Genomic DNA, 19,119 nt, shown 5'->3' with positions numbered 1-19,119 from the left:
ACCGCCCGGGCGACGGGAAAGGGCCGCCCGGGCAGGCGTTCCGCTCAGTCCTCGGCGTTGATCCTCGCCACGAGCGCTTCGAGCTCGTCCAGCCCCGTCGGGCCGAAGCTCGCCAGGCGGCGGATCGGGATCGAGGCCATCATCCGCGCCATGTCCATCCCCATGGCGTTGTCGGAGCCCTCGGCCGCCGCCGGAGGTGTGAAGGCCTGGGCTATGAGGGCCGCCGCCCGGGGGTCGTCCATGACCTCGCCCAGCGTGGAGTCGAGCGTCACCGGCAGGCGCAGCGCGTCTCCCTCGACGGCGATCGCCGCCGCGGCCCGCAGGTCGCGGCTCGAAGCGCCCGCCGACACCACGTACTCGCCGTCCTCGACCACCCAGCGGTCGGCCCGCACCTCCCAGTACGCCAGGTCCTCGCGCGGGAGCAGGACGCTGACGCGCTCGCTGCGGCCGGGCTCCAGGGTCACGCCCGTGAAGCCCTTCAGCTCACGCGGCGCCCGCGACACGGACGAGCCGGGCTTGGCGACGTAGAACTGCACGACCTCGCGCCCGGTCCGGTCCCCGGTGTTGGTCACGGTCAGGCGCGCGGTGATTCCGGTGCCGTCCTGCTCCAGTTCGAGGCCGGAGTAGGCGAAGCTCGTGTACGACAGGCCGTGCCCGAAGGGGAAGGCCACCTCCATGTCGCGGGCGTCGTACCAGCGGTAGCCCACGTACAGGCCCTCGCCGTAGAGCACCGCGGAGTTCTCCCCGGGGAAGTTGAGGTAGGCGGGGGTGTCCTGCAACCGGACCGGCACCGTCTCGCCGAGCCGTCCGGACGGGTTGACCCGGCCGAACAGCACGTCGGCGACCGCGCCGCCGCCCGCCTGGCCCAGGAGGGCCCCGTCCAGGACGGCGGGGGCCAGGTCGGCGACCGGGGCGAGCCGCAGCACGCCGCCGTGGGAGAGCACCACGACCGTGCGGGGCTGCGCCCGCACGACGGCCGCGAGCAGGTCGAGCTGTTCGGCGGGGAGTTCGATGTGCTCCCGGTCGAAGCCCTCGGATTCCTGGTGCTCGGCCAGGCCCAGGAAGACCACGGCGGTGTCCGCGTCGGTCGCGGCGCGCACGGCTTCCTCGCGCAGTTCCGTGGCGTCGCCCGGCTCCGTGCCGCCCCGCGCGTCGGCGGCGTATCCGGCGGCGAAGGTGACCGCGCCGGAACCGGCCAGGTCGCGGATCTCCTCCAGCGGGACGTCCACGCGCGTGGGGTTCACGTGGGAGCTGCCGCCGCCCTGGTAGCGGGGGTTCCGGGCGAAGCCGCCGATCACCGCGACGGACCCGCCCGGCGCGAGCGGCAGGAGCGCGCCGTCGTTCTTGAGCAGGACGACGCACCTCGCGGCCACCTCGCGGGCGAGGGCGTGGTGGGCCCCGACCTCACGCGCGCCGACCTCCAGGGTGCGTTCGGTGTCCGCCGCGCGGTCCCGGCGGGAGCCGCGCGCCCTGGCGGCCAGTGCGGCTACGCGGGAGGCGGCCGTGTCCACGTCCTGCGCCGAGCACGCCCCGCCCTCCACGGCCGCGAGGAGCCGCGCGTCGCTCGCGCCGCCGTCACCGGGCATCTCCAGGTCCAGCCCTGCGGCGACCGCGGCGGGCCGGTCCTGCACCGCGCCCCAGTCGCTCACGACCACGCCGTCGAAGCCCCACTCCTGGCGCAGCACCGTGGTGAGCAGCCAGTGGTTCTCGGAGGCGTAGACGCCGTTGATTCGGTTGTAGGAGCACATCACGGTCCACGGGGCGGACGTGCGCACGACCTTCTGGAAGGCGCGCAGGTAGATCTCGCGCAGCGTGCGCGGGTCGACGTCGGAGCTGGAGCGCATCCGGTCGTGCTCGGCGTTGTTGGCGGCGAAGTGCTTGAGCGAGGCGCCCACACCGGTGCCCTGGAGGCCGCTCACCCAGGCGCCGCCCAGGACGCCGGTGAGGATCGGGTCCTCGGAGAAGTACTCGAAGTTGCGCCCGCCGCGCGGGTCGCGCTTGATGTTGATCCCCGGGCCCAGGAGCACGTCCACGCCCAGCGCCCCGGCCTCGGCGCCCAGGGCCGCGCCCACCCGTGCGACCAGGTCGGGGTCCCAGCTCTGGGACAGGCCGACGGCGGGCGGGAAGCAGGTCGCGGGCAGGCTCTCGGACAGGCCCAGGTGGTCGGTGGCGCCGGCCTGTCGGCGCACGCCGTGCGGCCCGTCGGTGAGCACGAGCGAGGGGACGTCCCCCACGGCCTTGGTCGTCCAGAAGTCGGCGCCGCTGCTCAGCGAGGCCCTCTCCGCCGGTGTGAGCCCGCTGAGGCCGGGATTCGGGTCGTGGGTCATGGCTGCTCGCTCCTGTCCGGGGAAGCGCGGGTCGGTGGCGCCTCCGTGCGAAAACAGTACGTCATGCGGTTTTCGCGCGGCAAGTGCTACAGTCGCGCCATGGCACGACGAGGCTCCTACGCGAAGGGCGTGGCCAAGCGCGGGGAGATCCTCGACGCGGCGCTCACCGTCATCGGGCGCGACGGGTACAGCCGCGCGACGGTGCGCGAGATCGCCGACGCGGTCGGACTCAGCCAGAACGGCCTGCTGCACCACTTCGGGAGCAAGGAACGTCTCTTCGTCGAGGTGCTGCGCCACCGCGACGAACTCGACCGGCTGGCCTACGGGGAGGGTGCGCGGCAACGCTCCAGCGGCGTCGGCCGGGGCGCCGACGCCGCTGACCGACTCCCTGACGGCCAGCGCCCCGGTGCTCCCGGCCGGGACACCGGAGCCGTCAGCCCGGACTCCGGCGCCGACGACGGGCCAACCGGGGCCGTCGGCGAGCGTGCTGAGGCCGCCGACGAGCGCCCCGACATCGCCGGTTCGCTGGTACGGCTGGTCCGGCACAACGCCGAGGTGCCCGGCCTCGTGCAGCTGTACTCGCGCCTGTCCGCGGAGGCCGCCGAGGATGGGCACCCCGCCCACGGCTTCTTCCGGGAGCGCTACGCAACGGCCCGCGGGATCATCGCGGAGGAGATCCGGCGCCTCCAGGCGCAGGGGCGGTTCTCCGCCGAGCAGGACGCCGACCGCCTGGCGGTGCTGGCCGTGGCCCTCATGGACGGTCTCCAGGCGCAGTGGTCCTACGACTCCGGCGTGGACATGGCCGACCACATGGCCCACTTCCTCGGCCTCGTCGGCCTGCGGTCCGCCGGGCCGGACCCCGCGCGGGAGGGGCCCGTTTCCGGGGGTGCGGCCCCTGACGGCCCGGCCCCCGGGGACTCCAGCGCCCGGGGGTGAGCCGGGCCCGTTCCGTTCGGGTCGGGGAGTCCGCCACCGGGGGGGCGGGGCGCGGCGGTCTCAGGCGGACGCGCCGCCCAGGGAGTAACCGCCCTCCCCGGTCCAGGGGACCTCGGCGTCCTCGACCCGCACGCTCCAGCGCGCGTTCGGCGGGGCCCGGCGCAGCCGGGTGAGCGCCCCCAGGTAGTGCCGCAGCCGGCACAGGAGCGGTTCGGCGCCGCAGGAGTGGTGCGGCGGCTTACCGGAGCCCGCCAGCACCTCTCCCTCCGACAGGTGGCGGCCGTCGTACGGGAAGAGTCCCCCGAACACCTCCTCGCGCCGCCCGTGCGTCTCGGGCACCTCGCCCGCGGCGTGCCACCGGGGCAGCAGCGCGGCGGCCTCCTCCACGGGCGCCCGCTCGCCCCCGGCGAGCGCCCCGGCGGCCGGGGCGTGCTCGTGCGCGTCCAGGGGGGTGGCGCGCGTGGCGCTGTAGTGGAGCGAGACGCCCATGGTCCTGCCTCCGCGGCGGGCGAGGTGAGTGTGCGGGGTCGAGCGTAGGGCCGTGCGCCGACGTTCGGGTCCTGCGTGGGCGGCCGCCGCTTGCTCGTAGACCTCGGCGAGCGGATTCCGGTGCGGTTCGGGAGTTTTTGAGGTGATACGGGGGTGACCGTGATACGGTTATGAAAATCATTTCCATTCAGTCTGTGTCACATGACCGGAGGCCCGTGACGTGTCTGGAGGCAGGCGACGGCGCCGAGCGCCGGGGGCGGCGGGCACGCCGCTCACCCTGGGGACCGACCGGACGGCGGACTGAGATGCCCCGGGTGTCCCAGTACGACGACGTCGTCATCAAGGTCCTGGGGCGGAGCACGCGCTTCCGCAGCTGCCAGGAGATCCACCTCGCCCTCTCCGGAGGGCGCTCCCGCGCCCGCAGACCGCCCAGCCTGTCCACCGTCTACCGCACGCTCCACCGTCTGGCGGAGGAGGGCGTCCTCGACACCCTCCACTCTCCCGGGGGAGAGCGCCTCTACCGGCTGTGCAGGACCTCCTCCCGGCACCACCACCTGCTGTGCCGGGTCTGCGGGCGGGTGGAGGACATCGCGCAGGCGGACGAGCTGGGGGGTGTCGTCGAACGCATCCGCGAGGACAGCGGTTACGGCTCCCTGGACTACTCCTTCGAGCTGTCGGGCGTGTGTCCGGGCTGCACCTAGGCAGCGCTCTTCGGGCCCGTGCCCTCCGGACACGTGCTCCCCGTCCCCGTCCCCGCGCCCCGGTCCGCGCCCGGGCGTCCGCACCGTTCCGGCGGGCGGGCCCGCGCACGACCGCCTGAGCCGCACCCCCGTCGCACGGGACCACGCGATCGTCCCGGCGGCGGGGGTGCCCCCCGGCACCTGGGTCAGCATCCCCGGCCACGCCGCAGAACCCGGAGGACGCCATTTCCGCCATCGACGACCACTCGCCGGGGACCGGGTCCTCCGACCCCGCCGGCCACCGGCACGGGGCCACCGGCACACCCGCTGCACGCGCGGCGCCGAACGGCCCGGACGCCGCGCACGGCCACGTCGCCGACGAGTACGACCGGGAGGCCTTCGGCGTCGAGCGCCTCGACGAGGAGTCCGGCCCGTCCGTGCGGCGCCTGCCCGGGACCGGCCGCGAGGCCGCGGCGGCGCTGCTGGCCGACGGGCCCACCGACACCGCCCTGGTGTGGACGCTGGTCGCGGTCGCGCTGGCCGGAGCGGTCGCCGCCCCGGCCGCTGGCACCGCCTCCACCCTGGTCTGGCACCTGGCCGACAACGACATGCGGCTGTCCGTGCGGCGAGCCCTGCGGCGCGCTTCGCCTGTCCGGCCCAGGACGGCGCCGAGGGGAGCGGGGCGGGCGAGGAGGCCCTGCGCGGTGTGGACCCGGTCCTGGAGCCGGGCACCGCGACCGCCGTCTCCCTCGCGCGGGAGTGCGCGGTGCTCGTCATCGCGGGCCGGCCCGGCACCGCGGCCGCCGCGGACCGGGTGGTCTTCCCCGACGCCGGACGCGTCGCGGAGGCCGGAACCCCGGCCGAGCTCCTCGCCTCGGGAGGGCGCCACGCCGAGTTCGTCCGTGCGCGCCAGCGGGCCCGGGGCTGGAGGCTGACCGCCGAACCCTCCTGACCCGGAGCGGGCGGACGGTCCGGTCGGTCCCGTCATCGTGCCGCGTCCGTCCGCAGCGGGAGACGCCTGGCCGTGCGCACCGTGTACAGGGCGGACCCGGCGCGGCCCGCGACCGGGACCAGCCACAGGGGCGGCAGGTCCAAGAGCCCGGCCGGGGCCGGCGGCGCGACCACCTGCGGCGGAGGAAGGCGTCCCGAGCGGCCGACTGCCCGGACCGGAGCGGGGCGGCGCGCGGGGGAGCGGCCGACCCCACTGCGGTGCGTGGCGTGGGCCGCCCGCGCGCCGCCGACCCGCCCGCGGTCCCGGCTGCCGAGTCCTCAGGACAAAACGGGTATCCCCTTCCACGCCGGGTTTCCGCGCTCCCCAGCGCGGTGGCCCGGCGCGCCCCCTCCGTCACGCTTCGTCCCTGTTGGGCGGGGTACGGGGGGTCAATAATGAAAACGGTTGTCATATGCTGTTCTGGTCCGCCGAGGCGTCCGCGCGCCGCGGCGGCCTCCCCGCCCCCGACCCGGAAGAACCGCCGTGCACCTGCGCAAGATCCCTCCCGCCGCCTGCCTGGCCGCCGCCTCCGCCCTCCTGCTCACCGCCTGCTTCCCCTCCGGCGGCGACGCCGCGGCCTCCGGCGGGGAGGGGCGCATCGCGGTGGCGATGATGCAGCCGCCCAGGTCGGCCCTGTCACCGCTCACCGACGACGCCTTCAAGCTCTCCCGCTGGAGCACCGCCGAGACCCTCGTCGTCCTGGACGAGGTCGGCGACCCCCAGCCCGGCCTGGCCACCGAGTGGACCCAGGTCGACGACACCACCTGGACCTTCACCATCCGCCACGGAGTGAACTTCCACGACGGCACCGAGCTGACCGCCGACGCGGCCGCCCACTCCCTGGAGTACGCCGCGCAGGCCTCTCCCAAGCCGCGCATCCTCGACGGCGTCGAACTCGGGATCGAGGCCGAGGGCGACACCGTCACCGTCACCACCGCCGAGGCGGACCCGCTCGTCCCCCAGCGCCTGTCCTCGCCGCAGCTGTCGATCCTGGCCGGGAGCGCCTACGAGGGCGGCACGGTCAACCCGGTCGGCACCGGCTCGGGCCCCTTCGAACTGGTCGAGGTCAACGGCACCACCTCCGCCCGCCTGGACCGCTACGACGGCTACTGGGGCGAAGCGGCCCTGGCCCCGGGCATCGACGTCAGCTTCGTGCCCGACGGCACCGCGCGCGCCGCCGCCCTGCGCACCGGCGAGGCCGACATCGTCGAGGCCGTGCCCACCTCCCAGGCGGCCCTGCTGGACCCCGGACTCATCACCGAGGTGCCCATGCCGCGCACCAACACCCTCCACCTCAACACGCAGGCCGGGCCCTTCACCGACCCGGCCCTGCGCGCCGCCGCACGCGATGCCCTCGACCGCCAGGAGCTGGTGGAAGGCGTCTACGAGAATCGCGCGGACGCGGCCGAGGGCCTGCTGGGCCCCGCGCTGCCCTGGGCCGCCGACCGCCCCGAGCGCAGGGACTCCACCGAGGCCGCCGACCCCGACGGCGCCGCCATCACCCTGGCCACCTTCACCGACCGCGCCGAGCTGCCCGAGGTGGCCACCGTCCTGGAGCAGCAGTTGGAGGACGCCGGGTTCGAGGTCGAACAGGTCGTGCGCGAGTACGCCAACATCGAGGAGGACGCCCTCGACGGCGAGTTCGACGCGTTCATCCTCTCCCGGGCGACCGTCCTGGACTCCGGCGACCCCGCCGCCTACATGACGAGCGACTTCTCCTGCGGGGGCTCCTTCAACATCGCCCAGCTCTGCGACGAGGACGTGGACGCGGCGCTGGAGGAGGCCGAGCGCACCCCCGCGGGCGACGAGCGGCGCGCCGCGATCCTGGAGGCCGAGGCGGCCGTGCTGGCCACCGACGCCGCCATCCCCATGCTGCACGAACGCGTCATCCAGGGCGACGCCGCCAACGTCGCGGACTCGGCCAAGGACCCGCGCGAGCGCCTGCTCGTCACCCCGCGGACCCGGCTGAACTGATGGCCGCCGCCGCTCCCGACCGCACCGGCGCCCCCGGTCACGCCGCGCCACCCGGCCGCCCCGAGCCCCCCGGACGCGCGGCCGCCCCCGGCCCCACCGGCGCCCGCGGGGCCGGGTGGCTCCTGCCCCTGGTCTCCCGCGTCGCCGCGCTGGTCCTGCTCACGGTCGTCGTCGGACTCCTGCCATGGCTGTCCGGACGCGACCCCGCCCTGTCGGTGCTGCGCGCCCGCTCGGCCGAGCAGGCACCCACGCCCGAGGTGCTCGACGCCATCCGCGAGGACCTCGGCCTGGCCGACGGCCCCGCGGTGACCCTCGCCCGCTGGTTCGGCGGCGTCCTCCAAGGCGACCTCGGCCGCTCCTGGGTCTCCGACGCGCCCGTGCTGCCCTCGGTCGTCTCGGCCATGGGGGTGTCCCTGACGGTCATGGGCGCCGCGCTCGCCGTCGCACTGCTCGTCGCGGCCGTGCTGTGCGCCCCCACGCTGGTGCGCGGGGCGCGCGGCACCCTGCGCCCGGGCGGGTCGGGCAGCGGGGCCGCCGCAGCGGTGCTCACGGCCCTGCCCGAGTTCCTCGTCGCCGTCCTGCTCATGGTCGCGCTCTCGGTGTGGCTCGGTTGGCTGCCGCCCTACGGCTGGCGGGGGCCGGTGAACCTCGTGCTCCCGGCGCTGGCGCTGGGCCTGCCCGCGGGCGGACTGCTGGGACGGCTGCTCGACGACGCGTTGCCCGCCGTCCTCACCGAGCGCTGGGTGGGGCTGTGGACGGCCTCGGGCTGCTCCCCGGCCGCCGTGGCCGCCGCGGCCCTGCGCCGGGCCACCCCCGCCCTCATCCCCCAGTTCGCCATGGTCGTCGTCGGCCTGACCGGCGGCGCCGTCGCGGTGGAGACGGTCTTCGCCGTCCCCGGGATCGGCCGCACCGCCCTGGGCGCCGCCCAGTCCCAGGACCTGCCGCTGCTCCAGGGCTCCGTGCTCGTCCTGGTGCTGCTCGGCACCGCGGCCGGGATCGCCGCCCAGGCCGCCCGCCGCCTCCTGCTGGGCCCCGGCCTGCACGACGCGGCCCTGACCCTGCCCCCGCCGCCCACCGCACCCGCCGGAGCCGTGCGCCGCGCGGTGCCCGCGGCGTGCGCGGCGCTGATCCTGGCGGTGTGCCTGTGGGGCCTGACCCGCGACGCCATGACCGTCCAGGTCGCAGAACGCCTCGCCGCCCCCTCCTGGGACCGCCCCCTGGGCACCGACGCGGTCGGCCGCGACGTCCTGGCCCGGCTCGGGCACGGCGCCCTGGCCACGGTCGGCACGGCGGCGCTGGTGTGCCTGGCCAGCCTGGCCGCGGCCCTGCTGATCGGGTTCGTTCCCGCGCTGTCGGCGGGCGCCTCGGAGATGGCCAACGCCCTGCCCCCGGTGATCGCCGGAATCCTGGTGGCCGCCATCGCCGGGCCCGGACCCCTCGGCGCCGCCGTGGCCGTGGCCCTGGTCTCCTGGCCCCCGCTGGCCGCGCACACCTCCGCGCTGGTCCAGGAGACGCGCGCGGCCGCCTACCTGACCGCGCAGCGGGCCCTGGGCGCCGGTCCCCGCTGGATCCTGGTCCGGCACGTCCTGCCCGCGGTCCTGGGGCCGGTGGCCCGCCACGCCGTGCTGCGCCTGCCGGGCATCGCGCTGGCCATCGCCTCGCTCGGCTTCCTCGGCCTGGGCTCGCAGCCCCCCTCGGCGGAGTGGGGGCTGAGCCTGTCGGAGTCCCTGGCCTACGTGGAGCGCGCGCCCCTGGCGGCGCTGGCCCCGGCCGCCATGCTCCTGCTGCTGGCCGCGTTCGCCGTCTCCTCGTCCACGCTTCCCCAGGGCTCGTGGACGCCCCCGCGGCGCCGGGGTTCCCGTCCGGCCGGGACCGCGACACCCCGAGGAGCCCTGACGTGACCCGCGAGGAAGGCGGACACCCGCCCGGGGGCCGCGCGGGCGCGGCGGGCGGGCGCCCGTCCCGGGCGCGCGGCCGCCTCCGCCGCCCCGCTCCACGGTGCCCGGTTCCCCGCTCCGGCCCGAAGGCCGAACCCTCCCCGGAAGGACGCAGATGAGCGACGAGGCCCTGCTGTCGGTCCGCGACCTGCGGGTCACCCTGCCCGGGCGGCGAGGGGGAGGGGTCCCCGCCGTGCGCGGGCTCTCCTTCGACGTGCGCCCCGGCGAGGTGCTCGCGCTCGTGGGGGAGTCCGGGGCGGGGAAGTCGGTCACCGCCCGCGCCGTCCTGGGGATGGCGCCCCACGGCGCCTCGGTCACCGGAAGCGTCCGCCTGGACGGACGGGAGCTGGTCGGCGCCCCGCCCGCCGTCCTGCGGCCCCTGCGCGGGCGCCGGATGTCCCTGGTGCCCCAGGACGCGCTGGCCGTGCTCAGCCCCGTGCACACCGTGGGCGTCCAGCTCGTGCGCGCCCTGCGCTCCGTGCAGCGGATGAGCCGGGCCGCGGCGTGGGAGCGGGCGGTGGCCGCCCTGGACCGGGTCGGCATCCCCGACGCCGCCCGGCGCGCGCACGCCTACCCGCACGAGTTCTCCGGCGGCATGCGCCAGCGGGCGGTCATCGCGATGGCCACGGTCAACGAGCCCGCCCTGGTGTTCGCCGACGAGCCCACGACCGCCCTCGACCCCAGGATGCAGGCCCGGACGCTGGAACTGCTGTGCGGGCTGCGGGAGCGGACCGGCACCGCGGTCGTCCTGGTCACCCACGACCTGGGCGTCGTCGGCGGCTACGCCGACCGGGTGGTGGTCGTCTACGCCGGGCGCCACGTCGAGTCGGGCCCGGTGGGACCGGTCCTGACCCGGCCGCGCGCCCCCTACACCGCCGGTCTGGTCGCCGCGCTGCCCCGGCCCGGGGCCGGGGACCGCCGCCTGCCCGCCATCGCCGGGACGCCCCCCTCGCCGGAGGCGCTGCCCGGCGGCTGCGCCTTCGCGCCCCGCTGTCCGCTGGCGGAGAACCGGTGCCACGCCGAGGAGCCCTCACCCGCGGTAGCCGGGGAGTCGGGCAGGCTGGTCTCGTGCCACCGCTGGCAGGACCTGCCCGACCCGGCTTCCTCCCTGTTCACGGACACCGCGCACACACCACGGGAAGGGACGACATGACCACCCCACCGCTGCTGAGCGTGCGCGACCTGGTGGTGCGCTACCCGGGCCGCACCCGGCGGGCCGACCCGGTGACGGCCGTCGACGGCGTCTCCTTCGACATCGGCGCGGGGGAGACGCTCGCCCTGGTCGGGGAGTCGGGGTGCGGCAAGTCCAGCACCGCCGCGGCCGTGATCGGGCTGCGCCGCCCCCAGGGCGGAACGGTGCTCTTCGGGGGCCGGGATCTGACCGCCATGGCGGAGGGGGAGCTGCGCGCCCTGCGCCCCGCGATCCAGCCCGTGTTCCAGGACCCCTACGGTTCGCTCAGCCCGCGCCTGCGCGTGCGGGACGCCGTCGCCGAACCCCTGCGCATCCACGGCCGCTGGGATCGCGCGACCGGCCCCGACCGGGTGGCCGGACTCCTGGAGAAGGTCGGACTGGACCCCGCCCACGGCGACCGGCTGCCGCACGAGCTCTCCGGCGGGCAGTGCCAGCGCGTGGGGATCGCGCGGGCGCTGGCCTGCGAGCCGCGCCTGCTGGTCCTGGACGAACCGGTGTCGGCCCTGGACTCCTCGGTGCGCGCCGGGGTGCTCAACCTGCTCACCGGCCTCCAGGACGAACTGGGCCTGGGCTACCTGTTCATCTGCCACGACCTGGCGCTCGTCGGGCACGTCGCGCACCGCGCGGCGGTCATGCGCGCGGGGCGGCTGGTGGAGACCGGCCCCGCCCACCGGGTCTGCTCCGACCCCGCCGACCCCTACACCCGCGAACTGGTGGAGGCCGTCCCGGCCCGGCCCGGGGTCTCCGGGGACCGGTCGCTGCCGAGCGCCCCGTGAGCCCGGCACGGCAGCCCCGCGGGAACGGACACGGGAGCGGAAGCGGGCACGGGAAGAGCGGGGACAGGGACGGGATCGGGAACGTGAGCAGGGCCGGAACCGGGAGCGGGGCCGGGAGCGGGAACGTCCTGTCCCGGACCACCGCGCGCGGGGCCGCGGCGCTGCGCGGCGTGTGCGGCCTGCCCGCGCTGCCCCTGCTGCTGGTCGGCTCGCAGTTCGCGTTCAACGTCGGCTTCTTCGCGGTCCTGCCCTACCTCGCCGACCACCTCGGCGGCGCCCTGGGCCTGGCCGGGTGGCTGGTCGGCCTCGTGCTGGGCCTGCGCACCTTCAGCCAGCAGGGCCTGTTCGTGGTGGGCGGCACGCTCACCGACCGGTTCGGCGCGCGCCCGGTGGTGCTGGCGGGCTGCGCGCTGCGCGTGGCCGGGTTCTGCTGGCTCGGCTTCGCGCAGGGCACCGCTTCGGTCATCGCCTCGGTCCTGCTCATCGGTTTCGCCGCCGCGCTGTTCTCCCCGGCCGTGGAGACCGAGATCGTGCGCCAGGCCGTGCGGCACGAGCGGAGGACCGGTGAACCCCGCACACGGATGCTCGCCCTGTTCTCCGTCGCGGGGCAGGCGGGAACCCTCGTCGGACCGCCGCTGGGCGCCCTGCTGCTGCTCGGCGGCTTCCGCGCCGCCTGCCTGGCCGGGGCCGCTGTCTTCACCGCCGTGCTGGCCGGGCACCTGCGGCTGATGCCCCGCACCGCGCCGGGCGCGCCCGCGTCGGCCGACCGGGGAACGCCGCGCCTGCGGGAGGGGCTGCGGCTGCTGCTGGGCAACCGCCGGTTCCTGGCGCTGAGCCTGGCCTACAGCGGCTACCTGCTGGCCTACAACCAGCTCTACCTGGCCCTGCCAGCGGAGGTGGAGCGGGCGACCGGCTCCCAGACGGCGCTGGGCTGGCTGCTGGCGTGGGCGTCGCTGCTCTACATCGCCACGCAGGTGCCGATGCTGCGCTGGGCCTCCGCCCGTCTGACGCGGCGCGCGACGCTGGTGTGGGGGCTGGTGCTGATCTGCCTGGGCTTCGCCGGGGCCGCCGCGTCGATGCCGGTCGGCGCGCTGGGCGGGCTCGTGCCCTCCGCGGTGTTCGTCACCGCGCTGACCCTGGGCCAGGTGCTCATCGTGCCCACGGTGCGGGCCTGGATCCCCGACCTGGTGGAGGACCGCCACCTGGGCCTGTTCACGGGCGCGCTGTCCTCGCTGTCGGGGCTGGTGGTGCTCCTGGGCAGCGTGCCCGCGGGGGCGCTGCTGGACCTGGGCGGACCGCTGCCCTGGCTCCTGCTCGCCCTGGTGCCCCTCGCCGGAGCTGTGCTGGCGCCCGGCCGGGGCCGCCCCTGAACGGGGCACGGCCCCCGGTCCGCCGTGCCGACGGGCGCTCCGGACGAGGGCGCCCGTCGGCGCTGCCTCATGTCGCACACGGGTCCACGGGGGGTCGCCCCACGGACTTTCGCTGCACACCAGGGGAGGGTAAGCGCTTTCCATATTGAAGGCAAGGGCGGGGGGTGAGGGGCCGTCCTGGTGCGTATGGTGCGCGTGGTGCGCGTGGTGCGCGGCGCTCGGCGGTGCATGGTGTCCGGCCGGGTCCTGCGCCCAGTGGCATGCGGACTCGGCAGTGCGCGTCGCCCCCTTCCGGCGACCGTGTCGCCAGCGCCGCCGTGGGCGCCGAAAGCGCTGTTGGCAGCGAGAACACGCGTGGTGGCGGGCGCGTGGCGCGGAGCCGGGGGCGCGCGGCGGGCCCGTGGGGGGACGCGGCGGGCATGCGGCGGCGGACCTGTGCGGTGCCGGGTGCGGGCGGAGGGGGCGCCGATGCGGCGGGGTGGTCCACCAGGTGGTCCATGGATGTGAACCATTGACACCCATGTGAACACGGTGCTAAAAAATCACCATCATAGTCCTTGGATAGCGCTTACCATCCCACTTCGGGCCGTTTCTCCCCTGTGTTCCCACGCACACGTCCGTGGCCGCGTCCCCCCGTACGGCCGGACGCGGCCACCCCAGCCGAAGCCCCAGCCGTCACCGGCGCGAGCCGGAAGCCGAAGGGAAACACCACCATGCGCGTACCCCCGGGCCGAGTGCGCCGACACGGCCGCCGCGGCACCGCCCTGTCCGCGACCGCCGCGGCCGCGGCGACGGTCCTGCTCGCCTCCGCCTGCTCGGGCTCCGACGACGGCACCGTCGAGCTGCGCTTCTCCTGGTGGGGCTCCAACGAGCGCCAGGCCACCATGCTCCAGGTCATCGAGAACTTCGAGGCGGACAACCCCGACATCCGGATCACGGCGGAGACCACCGACTGGTCCGCCTACTGGGACCGCCTGGCCACCACCACCGCGGCCAACGACTCCCCGGACGTCCTCATGCAGGAGGAGCGCTACCTGCGCGAGTACGCCGACCGCGGCGCCCTGCTCGACCTGGGAGAGGCCGAGGGCCTGGACCTGTCGCTCATCGACCCGCTGGTCGCCGAGAGCGGCCAGCTGGACGGGCGGACCTTCGGCGCGGCCAGCGGCGTCAACGCCTACTCCGTCCACGCCGACCCCGAGGCCTTCGCCGCCGCCGGGGTGGAGATGCCCGACGACGACACCTGGACCTGGGCGGACTACGTCGAGATCGCCGGGCAGATCAGCGAGGGCAGCGGCGGTGAGTTCGCCGGCGCCCAGAGCATGAGCTACAACGAGGCCGGTTTCCAGGTCTTCGCCCGCCAGCACGGTGAGGCGCTCTACAACGAGGACGGCGGCCTCGGCTTCTCCCAGGAGACCCTGGAGGCCTGGTACGAGATCACCCAGGACCTGCTGGAGAACGGCGGCCAGCCCAGCGCGGCCCGGAGCGTGGAGATCCAGGCGGGCGGCATCGACCAGTCGGTCGTGGCCACCGGAGAGGGCGCCATGGCGCACTTCTGGAGCAACCAGCTCGGCAACGTGGTCGAGGCCTCCGGGCGCGAGATCCAGCTCCTGCGCTACCCCGGGGAGACCGAGTTCGACCGGACCGGCCTGTTCTTCAAGCCGGCCATGTTCTACTCGATCTCCGCGGGTTCCGAGCACCCGGAGGAGGCGGCCCGCTTCGTCGACTACATGCTCAACGACCCGGCGGCGTCCGAGCTGCTCCTGGCCGACCTGGGCCTGCCCGCCAACACCGAGGTCCGCGAGTCCATCCTCGACGACCTGCCCGAGTCCGACGCCCGGATGGCCGAGTTCATGGGCGAGATCGAGGGCACGATCGTGGACGGCAACCCGCCCGCGCCGATCGGCGCCGGTCAGGTCGTGGACATCAGCAGCCGCGTCAGCGACGGGCTCGCCTTCGGCGACCTCACCCCGGCCGAGGCCGCCGAGCAGTTCATGACCGAGGTCGAGGCGGCCATCGAGACCTCCTGAGCCGTTCGGCGGGGCCTCCGGCGCGGGCGGGCGCCGCGCCGGAGGCCGCCCGAGGCGCTCACGGGTCCACCGCCCGCGCCCGCGCGCACGAACACGGTCGCGGGCGCGGCTCCGCCACGGCGGAGGCCCGTCATCGCCGTACACGCACGCACACGCACACACACGCACGCACACGTGCACGGCCGCACACGAGCACGAGAAAAGGACTTTCAATGACCCCGCACGCCGGAGCGGCCACGCAGGACCGCATCACCAGCGTCACGATCTCCTCGGTCACCCTTCCCCTGGACACGCCCATCAGCGACGCCAAGGTCCTCACCGGGCGCCAGCGGCCGATGACCGAGGTCGCGATGCTCTTCGCCGAGATCACGACCGAGGCCGGTCACGAGGGCCTCGGGTTCGGCTACTCCAAGCGCGCGGGCGGCCCTGGGCAGTTCGCCCACGCCCGGGAGGTGGCCTCCGTCCTGCTGGGGGAGGACCCCAGCGACACGGGCAAGATCTGGGACAAGCTCGTCTGGGCGGGCGCCTCGGTGGGCCGCAGCGGGCTGGCCACCCAGGCGATCGCGCCCTTCGACATCGCCCTGTGGGACCTCAAGGCCAAGCGGGCGGGCCTGCCGCTGGCCAAGCTCCTCGGCAGCTACCGCGACTCGGTGCGCTGCTACAACACCTCGGGCGGCTTCCTCCACGCCCCCGTCGAGGAGGTCATGGAGAGGTCGGCCGCGGCGGTGGCCGACGGCATCGGCGGCATCAAGCTCAAGGTCGGCCACCCCGACAGCGCCACGGACCTGGCCCGGGTCGCGGCGGTGCGCGAACACCTGGGCGACGGCGTGCCGCTGATGGTGGACGCCAACCAGCAGTGGTCGCGCGCCGACGCCCAGCGCATGTGCCGGGCCTTCGAGGAGTTCGGGCTGGTCTGGATCGAGGAGCCGCTGGACGCCTACGACTTCGAGGGCCACGGACGCCTGGCCGCGACGTTCGACACCCCCATCGCCACCGGGGAGATGCTCACCAGCGTCGCCGAGCACGCCGAGCTGATCCGGCACGGGGGCGCGGACATCATCCAGCCCGACGCGCCCCGGATCGGCGGCATCACGCAGTTCCTCCAGGTCATGGCGATGGCCGACCGGCGCCACCTCCAGCTGGCCCCGCACTTCGCGATGGAGGTCCACATCCACCTGGCCGCCGCCTACCGGCACGAGCCGTGGGTGGAGCACTTCGAGTGGCTCGACCCCCTCTTCAACGAGCACCTGGAGATCTCGGGCGGGCGCATGCACCTCTCCGACCGGCCCGGCCTGGGGGTGACCCCGAGCGACCAGGCGCGCGCGTGGACTGTCGACACCCACCGGGTCAAGTCCTGACCGCGGCGGTGTCCGGGCCGGGGGAGGCCCCGGCCCGCGAGTGCCGGTCCGGGACACGGCGGCGTCCGTGCCGGAACCCGCGCGGGTGACCCGGTTCCGATCCCGCCGCACGGCGGAGCCGGGCGCGGAGCCGCCGGGGTCGAGGGCGGTGGGGAACGCGGGCCCCGTGGGCCCGGCTCAGGAGTTCCCGCTCCGGACGACCTCCTCCAGCAGCCGCACGGCCCTGCCCGCGCCGTCCTCGGCGCGCACTCGTTCGCCCAGGACGCGCGCCCGTTCCGCGAGGGCTGGATCGCCGACCGCGCCGACCAGGGCCGAGGCCAGGGAGTCCGCGGTCAGGCGCTGGCCCCGCAACGGGGCGACGGCGGCCCCGGCCTCGTGGGCCCGTTGCGCCCAGAACGGCTGGTCGCCCCAGAAGGGGAACCCGACCTGCGGTCTGCCCGAGGCGAGTGCGGCGCCGGTGGTCCCGGCGCCGCCGTGGTGCACGACCGCCGCGCACCGGGGGAACAGCCGCTCGTGCGGGGCACCGTCGATGACCAGCACGTCGCCGCCACCGGTCTCGGCGGTGATGCCGCCCCGGCCCGAGGCGACGACCGCGCGCACCCCCGCGCGGCGCACGGCCTCGCCCACCACGCGCCCGGTGGCCGCGGGGTCGGCGGTGGGCAGGCTGCTGAACCCGACGAACACCGGCGGCCTCCCGGCGTTCAGGAACGCCTCCAGCTCCGGGGAGGGCCGCCACTCCGTGTCCGGCGGCGGGAACCAGAAGCCGGTGGTGCTCACCCGGGGCGGATAGTGCGCCTGTGGCGGGAGCAGATGGCGGCTGAACGCCTGGAGCACCGTGGACGGGCTGCCGTCCGCCTGGCGCAGCGGGTCGTGGCGCCCGGCTCTCCGGGGCAGGCCCAGTGCGTCCCGGAACTCCTCGGCCACCGTCCGCTGTCCGCGCAGGGCGAGGGCGGCCAGCCGGTAGGTCAGCGGATTGAGGGCCGCGGGCATCCACCCCGGCCAGGGCACGCCGGGGGCGGGGAAGGCGCGGGTGGGCACCCAGGAGGGCTGTAGGGCCACCGTGACGGAGGGCGCGCCCAGGCGCTCGGCGAGGTGCCCTCCCGGCATGCCGGGGATGTGCACGACCACGTCCGCGTCCTCGTCGGCGAGCGCGGCCATGTCGTCGTGGACCCTGCGCATGAGCGGGGTGATCCTGCGCAGGAGGGCGGCGGCGTGCACGGCGCCGCGCGGCCCCCGTAGTCCGGTGTCCATCACACCGTCCAGCTCGGGATCGCCCATGAGGCTGTTGGGGCCGTCGTCCACCGGGTGGTAGGCGACACCGTGCGCGGCGGCCAGCGCGGCGGCCGAGGCGGGGCCCGCGACCACAGCGGTGTGTCCGGCCGAGTCCAGGGCCCTGGCCAGGGCCAGGAAGGGCTGGACGTCTCCGCGGGTGCCGTGGGTGAGCAGGAGTGCGTGCACGCCGGTCATTCCTTCCGGGGGGTGAGACCCCGCGCGACGATGTCGATCAGCAGATCGAGGGTCTGGTGGTAGTGCTCCGGCGCGGCCAGTCGGTCGGCGTTCACCGGGAGGAGCAGGACGGCCTGGAGGACGCCGACGATGGCGGCCGGATGGGCGTCCACCAGTTCGCCCGTCCCGCGCCGGGCGTCCACGAACGCGCCCAGCGCGGCGGCGGGGTTGTCGGGGGAGGAGGCGCCACGGGACGTAGCCACCCTGCGCGCGACCGCGTCCATCTCCTCGGGGTGTGTCACGAGCCGCCCGTACAGGGGGTTGTCGGCCAACTCGTCCAGGCTGGCGCGCAGGAACCGCCGCAGCCCTTCCCGGGTGTCGTCCGTGCTGGTCAGGGCATCGTCGATGACGCGCTTCCTGACCTCGGCCATCTGGCGCAGCATCAGCTCCAGGTAGAGGGCCTCCTTGGAGTCGAAGAAGGCGTAGAAGCTGCTCTTGGCGATACCGGCGGGCGCGACCAACTCCTCCAGGGAGGTCTTGCGCAGCCCCCGGGTGGTGAACAGGGCGCGTCCGGACTCCAGCAGCAGGTTGGTGATGCGTTCCTTCTCCCGTGCGGAGAACGCGGGTGGCACGGTGGTTCCTCCCTCGGTCGGCGGTGTCCGCCTGCGGTGCCGTCGGTCAGTGGTTCCGGTCAGGGCGCGGCGACCGGTGCGTGTCCGTCCCGTTTCCCGTGCCGGCGGCCGGTCGGGGACAGGGGGAGCGAACGCCAGCGTGCCACCGCGACCACGACCGCGGTGACCACCGCCATGGCCAGGCCCAGGGGCGACACGGTGGCCAGCCCGTCCGAGCCGGAGTTGGCGACGGTCCAGGCGATCTTGACGGCCAGGCCTCCGTTGACGACGACCAGGCCCCAGCCCAGGGAGCGGTACCAGAACGCCGCGCACAGCGAGCCGAGCAGCGCGGGCACCAGCGGCAGGGTGGCCCAGGTGATCCAGGTGGGGTCCGTGAACAGTTCCCGCTCCATCTCCAGGACCCCGGCCATGGCCGGGTCGATCTCCTCGGGAGCGGGGAACCAGAAGAAGCTGGAGAGCATGGCCGCGATGGTCAGGGCCAGCGGCACGGGCCTGCGCGTCCAGCAGAAGTAGGCGATGGGCAGGAAGAACAGCGGTCGGACGTACCAGCTCAGCGGGTTGAGGTGGCGCGGCCACGCCCAGGTGAGGAAATCGGTGAGCAGGTCCATGGGGGTTCCGTTCGGCGGGTGCTTGAAATCATAAGAACACTTTGGATATTTGTTTTCAAGGGGGCGGGAGCGGGTTCCGCCGCCTGGGCGAGGGCCGACGACGGCCTGTGAACCGCCTCCGAACGGTGACGCGGGCGCGGACGTCCCCGTACCGGTGTCGGGGAGGCCCCGGACCGGACGACCGGCCCGCGGACCCAGGCCCGCACCACCGGCCCGCGTCCGCCGGTCCGGTGGTGCGGGGGCCGGGAACGGTCCGGCCGCCGCCGAAGCGGCGGCGGAACTCGGGGCCGGCACCGCATCCCGGGCGTGCGGGTGACACGGGCCGGGGAGCAAGGTAGAACAGCACGAGCGCCCCGAGAGCACCGGAGCCCGCCCG

At 75.4% G+C, this 19,119-nt stretch carries 15 protein-coding genes; 10 read left to right on the top strand and 5 right to left on the bottom strand.

Annotation, left to right across the window (positions count from 1 at the left end):
* Positions 1 to 44: 44 nt before the first annotated feature.
* Entirely contained in the window at positions 45 to 2,327 is a 2,283-nt protein-coding gene (locus KGD83_RS20445; protein WP_212640710.1) for a glycoside hydrolase family 3 C-terminal domain-containing protein, read from the bottom strand.
* 99 nt (positions 2,328 to 2,426) lie between these two features.
* On the opposite strand from KGD83_RS20445, the gene KGD83_RS20440 reads away from it, so the two are divergent.
* Positions 2,427 to 3,263, top strand: a complete 837-nt coding sequence (locus KGD83_RS20440; protein WP_249351975.1) for a TetR/AcrR family transcriptional regulator — start codon at positions 2,427 to 2,429, stop codon at positions 3,261 to 3,263.
* A 60-nt stretch (positions 3,264 to 3,323) separates the two neighbouring features.
* Here KGD83_RS20440 and KGD83_RS20435 read toward each other — a convergent pair whose 3' ends face one another.
* Positions 3,324 to 3,752 (bottom strand): hypothetical protein, encoded by a 429-nt coding sequence (locus tag KGD83_RS20435; protein ID WP_212644646.1) that lies wholly within the window; start codon positions 3,750 to 3,752, stop codon positions 3,324 to 3,326.
* A gap of 305 nt (positions 3,753 to 4,057) precedes the next feature.
* Between KGD83_RS20435 and KGD83_RS20430 the strand changes: the two genes are divergently transcribed.
* From KGD83_RS20430 to KGD83_RS20390, 9 genes are all read left to right on the top strand, one after another.
* The gene (locus KGD83_RS20430; protein WP_212640709.1) at positions 4,058 to 4,453 is read left to right on the top strand and encodes a Fur family transcriptional regulator; all 396 of its coding nucleotides are present in this window, start codon (positions 4,058 to 4,060) and stop codon (positions 4,451 to 4,453) included.
* Between the two features lie 685 nt (positions 4,454 to 5,138).
* Positions 5,139 to 5,384 carry a hypothetical protein gene (locus KGD83_RS20425; RefSeq protein WP_249351974.1) on the top strand — a complete coding sequence of 82 codons (246 nt, stop codon included), beginning with the start codon at positions 5,139 to 5,141 and terminating at the stop codon, positions 5,382 to 5,384.
* Between the two features lie 522 nt (positions 5,385 to 5,906).
* Positions 5,907 to 7,397, top strand: a complete 1,491-nt coding sequence (locus KGD83_RS20420) for an ABC transporter substrate-binding protein (RefSeq protein WP_212640708.1) — start codon at positions 5,907 to 5,909, stop codon at positions 7,395 to 7,397.
* Positions 7,397 to 9,298: an ABC transporter permease subunit gene (locus KGD83_RS20415; protein ID WP_212640707.1), complete on the top strand. Its 1,902-nt coding sequence runs from the start codon at positions 7,397 to 7,399 to the stop codon at positions 9,296 to 9,298. The genes KGD83_RS20420 and KGD83_RS20415 overlap by 1 nt, the downstream gene beginning before the upstream one ends.
* Before the next feature lie 151 nt (positions 9,299 to 9,449).
* Positions 9,450 to 10,487, top strand: coding sequence for an ABC transporter ATP-binding protein (locus tag KGD83_RS20410; RefSeq protein WP_212640706.1), 1,038 nt, complete (start codon positions 9,450 to 9,452; stop codon positions 10,485 to 10,487).
* The gene (locus KGD83_RS20405) at positions 10,484 to 11,302 is read left to right on the top strand and encodes an ATP-binding cassette domain-containing protein (protein ID WP_212640705.1); all 819 of its coding nucleotides are present in this window, start codon (positions 10,484 to 10,486) and stop codon (positions 11,300 to 11,302) included. Before KGD83_RS20410 ends, KGD83_RS20405 begins: the two co-directional genes overlap by 4 nt.
* Before the next feature lie 83 nt (positions 11,303 to 11,385).
* Positions 11,386 to 12,672, top strand: coding sequence for an MFS transporter (locus KGD83_RS20400; RefSeq protein ID WP_249351973.1), 1,287 nt, complete (start codon positions 11,386 to 11,388; stop codon positions 12,670 to 12,672).
* Positions 12,673 to 13,385: 713 nt separating this feature from the next.
* On the top strand, positions 13,386 to 14,699 hold the full coding sequence (locus KGD83_RS20395) for an ABC transporter substrate-binding protein (RefSeq protein WP_212640703.1): 1,314 nt from the start codon (positions 13,386 to 13,388) through the stop codon (positions 14,697 to 14,699).
* Between the two features lie 212 nt (positions 14,700 to 14,911).
* The gene (locus tag KGD83_RS20390; protein WP_212640702.1) at positions 14,912 to 16,057 is read left to right on the top strand and encodes an L-talarate/galactarate dehydratase; all 1,146 of its coding nucleotides are present in this window, start codon (positions 14,912 to 14,914) and stop codon (positions 16,055 to 16,057) included.
* 177 nt (positions 16,058 to 16,234) lie between these two features.
* On the opposite strand, the gene KGD83_RS20385 is transcribed toward KGD83_RS20390, so the two are convergent.
* The 3 genes from KGD83_RS20385 to KGD83_RS20375 are packed head-to-tail and all read right to left on the bottom strand — an operon-like array spanning position 16,235 to position 18,743.
* Entirely contained in the window at positions 16,235 to 17,524 is a 1,290-nt protein-coding gene (locus tag KGD83_RS20385; protein ID WP_212640701.1) for a glycosyltransferase, read from the bottom strand.
* Positions 17,521 to 18,135: a TetR/AcrR family transcriptional regulator gene (locus KGD83_RS20380; protein WP_212640700.1), complete on the bottom strand. Its 615-nt coding sequence runs from the start codon at positions 18,133 to 18,135 to the stop codon at positions 17,521 to 17,523. Before KGD83_RS20380 ends, KGD83_RS20385 begins: the two co-directional genes overlap by 4 nt.
* Before the next feature lie 59 nt (positions 18,136 to 18,194).
* Entirely contained in the window at positions 18,195 to 18,743 is a 549-nt protein-coding gene (locus tag KGD83_RS20375) for a hypothetical protein (RefSeq protein ID WP_212640699.1), read from the bottom strand.
* Positions 18,744 to 19,119 lie beyond the last annotated feature (376 nt).

The organism is Nocardiopsis akebiae, assembly GCF_018316795.1.
Classification (GTDB): domain Bacteria; phylum Actinomycetota; class Actinomycetes; order Streptosporangiales; family Streptosporangiaceae; genus Nocardiopsis; species Nocardiopsis dassonvillei.
The sequence above is the reverse complement of the archived record's forward strand: the minus strand, read 5'-3'. Positions and strand labels throughout refer to the sequence as shown.

Bases quoted from the DNA above. Each gene is read 5' to 3' on its own strand.
- KGD83_RS20445 (WP_212640710.1), bottom strand. From the start codon at position 2,327: ATGACCCACGACCCGAATCCCGGCCTCAGCGGGCTCACACCGGCGGAG.
- KGD83_RS20440 (WP_249351975.1), top strand. From the start codon at position 2,427: ATGGCACGACGAGGCTCCTACGCGAAGGGCGTGGCCAAGCGCGGGGAG.
- KGD83_RS20435 (WP_212644646.1), bottom strand. From the start codon at position 3,752: ATGGGCGTCTCGCTCCACTACAGCGCCACGCGCGCCACCCCCCTGGAC.
- KGD83_RS20430 (WP_212640709.1), top strand. From the start codon at position 4,058: ATGCCCCGGGTGTCCCAGTACGACGACGTCGTCATCAAGGTCCTGGGG.
- KGD83_RS20415 (WP_212640707.1), top strand. From the start codon at position 7,397: ATGGCCGCCGCCGCTCCCGACCGCACCGGCGCCCCCGGTCACGCCGCG.
- KGD83_RS20410 (WP_212640706.1), top strand. From the start codon at position 9,450: ATGAGCGACGAGGCCCTGCTGTCGGTCCGCGACCTGCGGGTCACCCTG.
- KGD83_RS20405 (WP_212640705.1), top strand. From the start codon at position 10,484: ATGACCACCCCACCGCTGCTGAGCGTGCGCGACCTGGTGGTGCGCTAC.
- KGD83_RS20395 (WP_212640703.1), top strand. From the start codon at position 13,386: ATGCGCGTACCCCCGGGCCGAGTGCGCCGACACGGCCGCCGCGGCACC.
- KGD83_RS20390 (WP_212640702.1), top strand. From the start codon at position 14,912: ATGACCCCGCACGCCGGAGCGGCCACGCAGGACCGCATCACCAGCGTC.
- KGD83_RS20385 (WP_212640701.1), bottom strand. From the start codon at position 17,524: ATGACCGGCGTGCACGCACTCCTGCTCACCCACGGCACCCGCGGAGAC.
- KGD83_RS20375 (WP_212640699.1), bottom strand. From the start codon at position 18,743: ATGGACCTGCTCACCGATTTCCTCACCTGGGCGTGGCCGCGCCACCTC.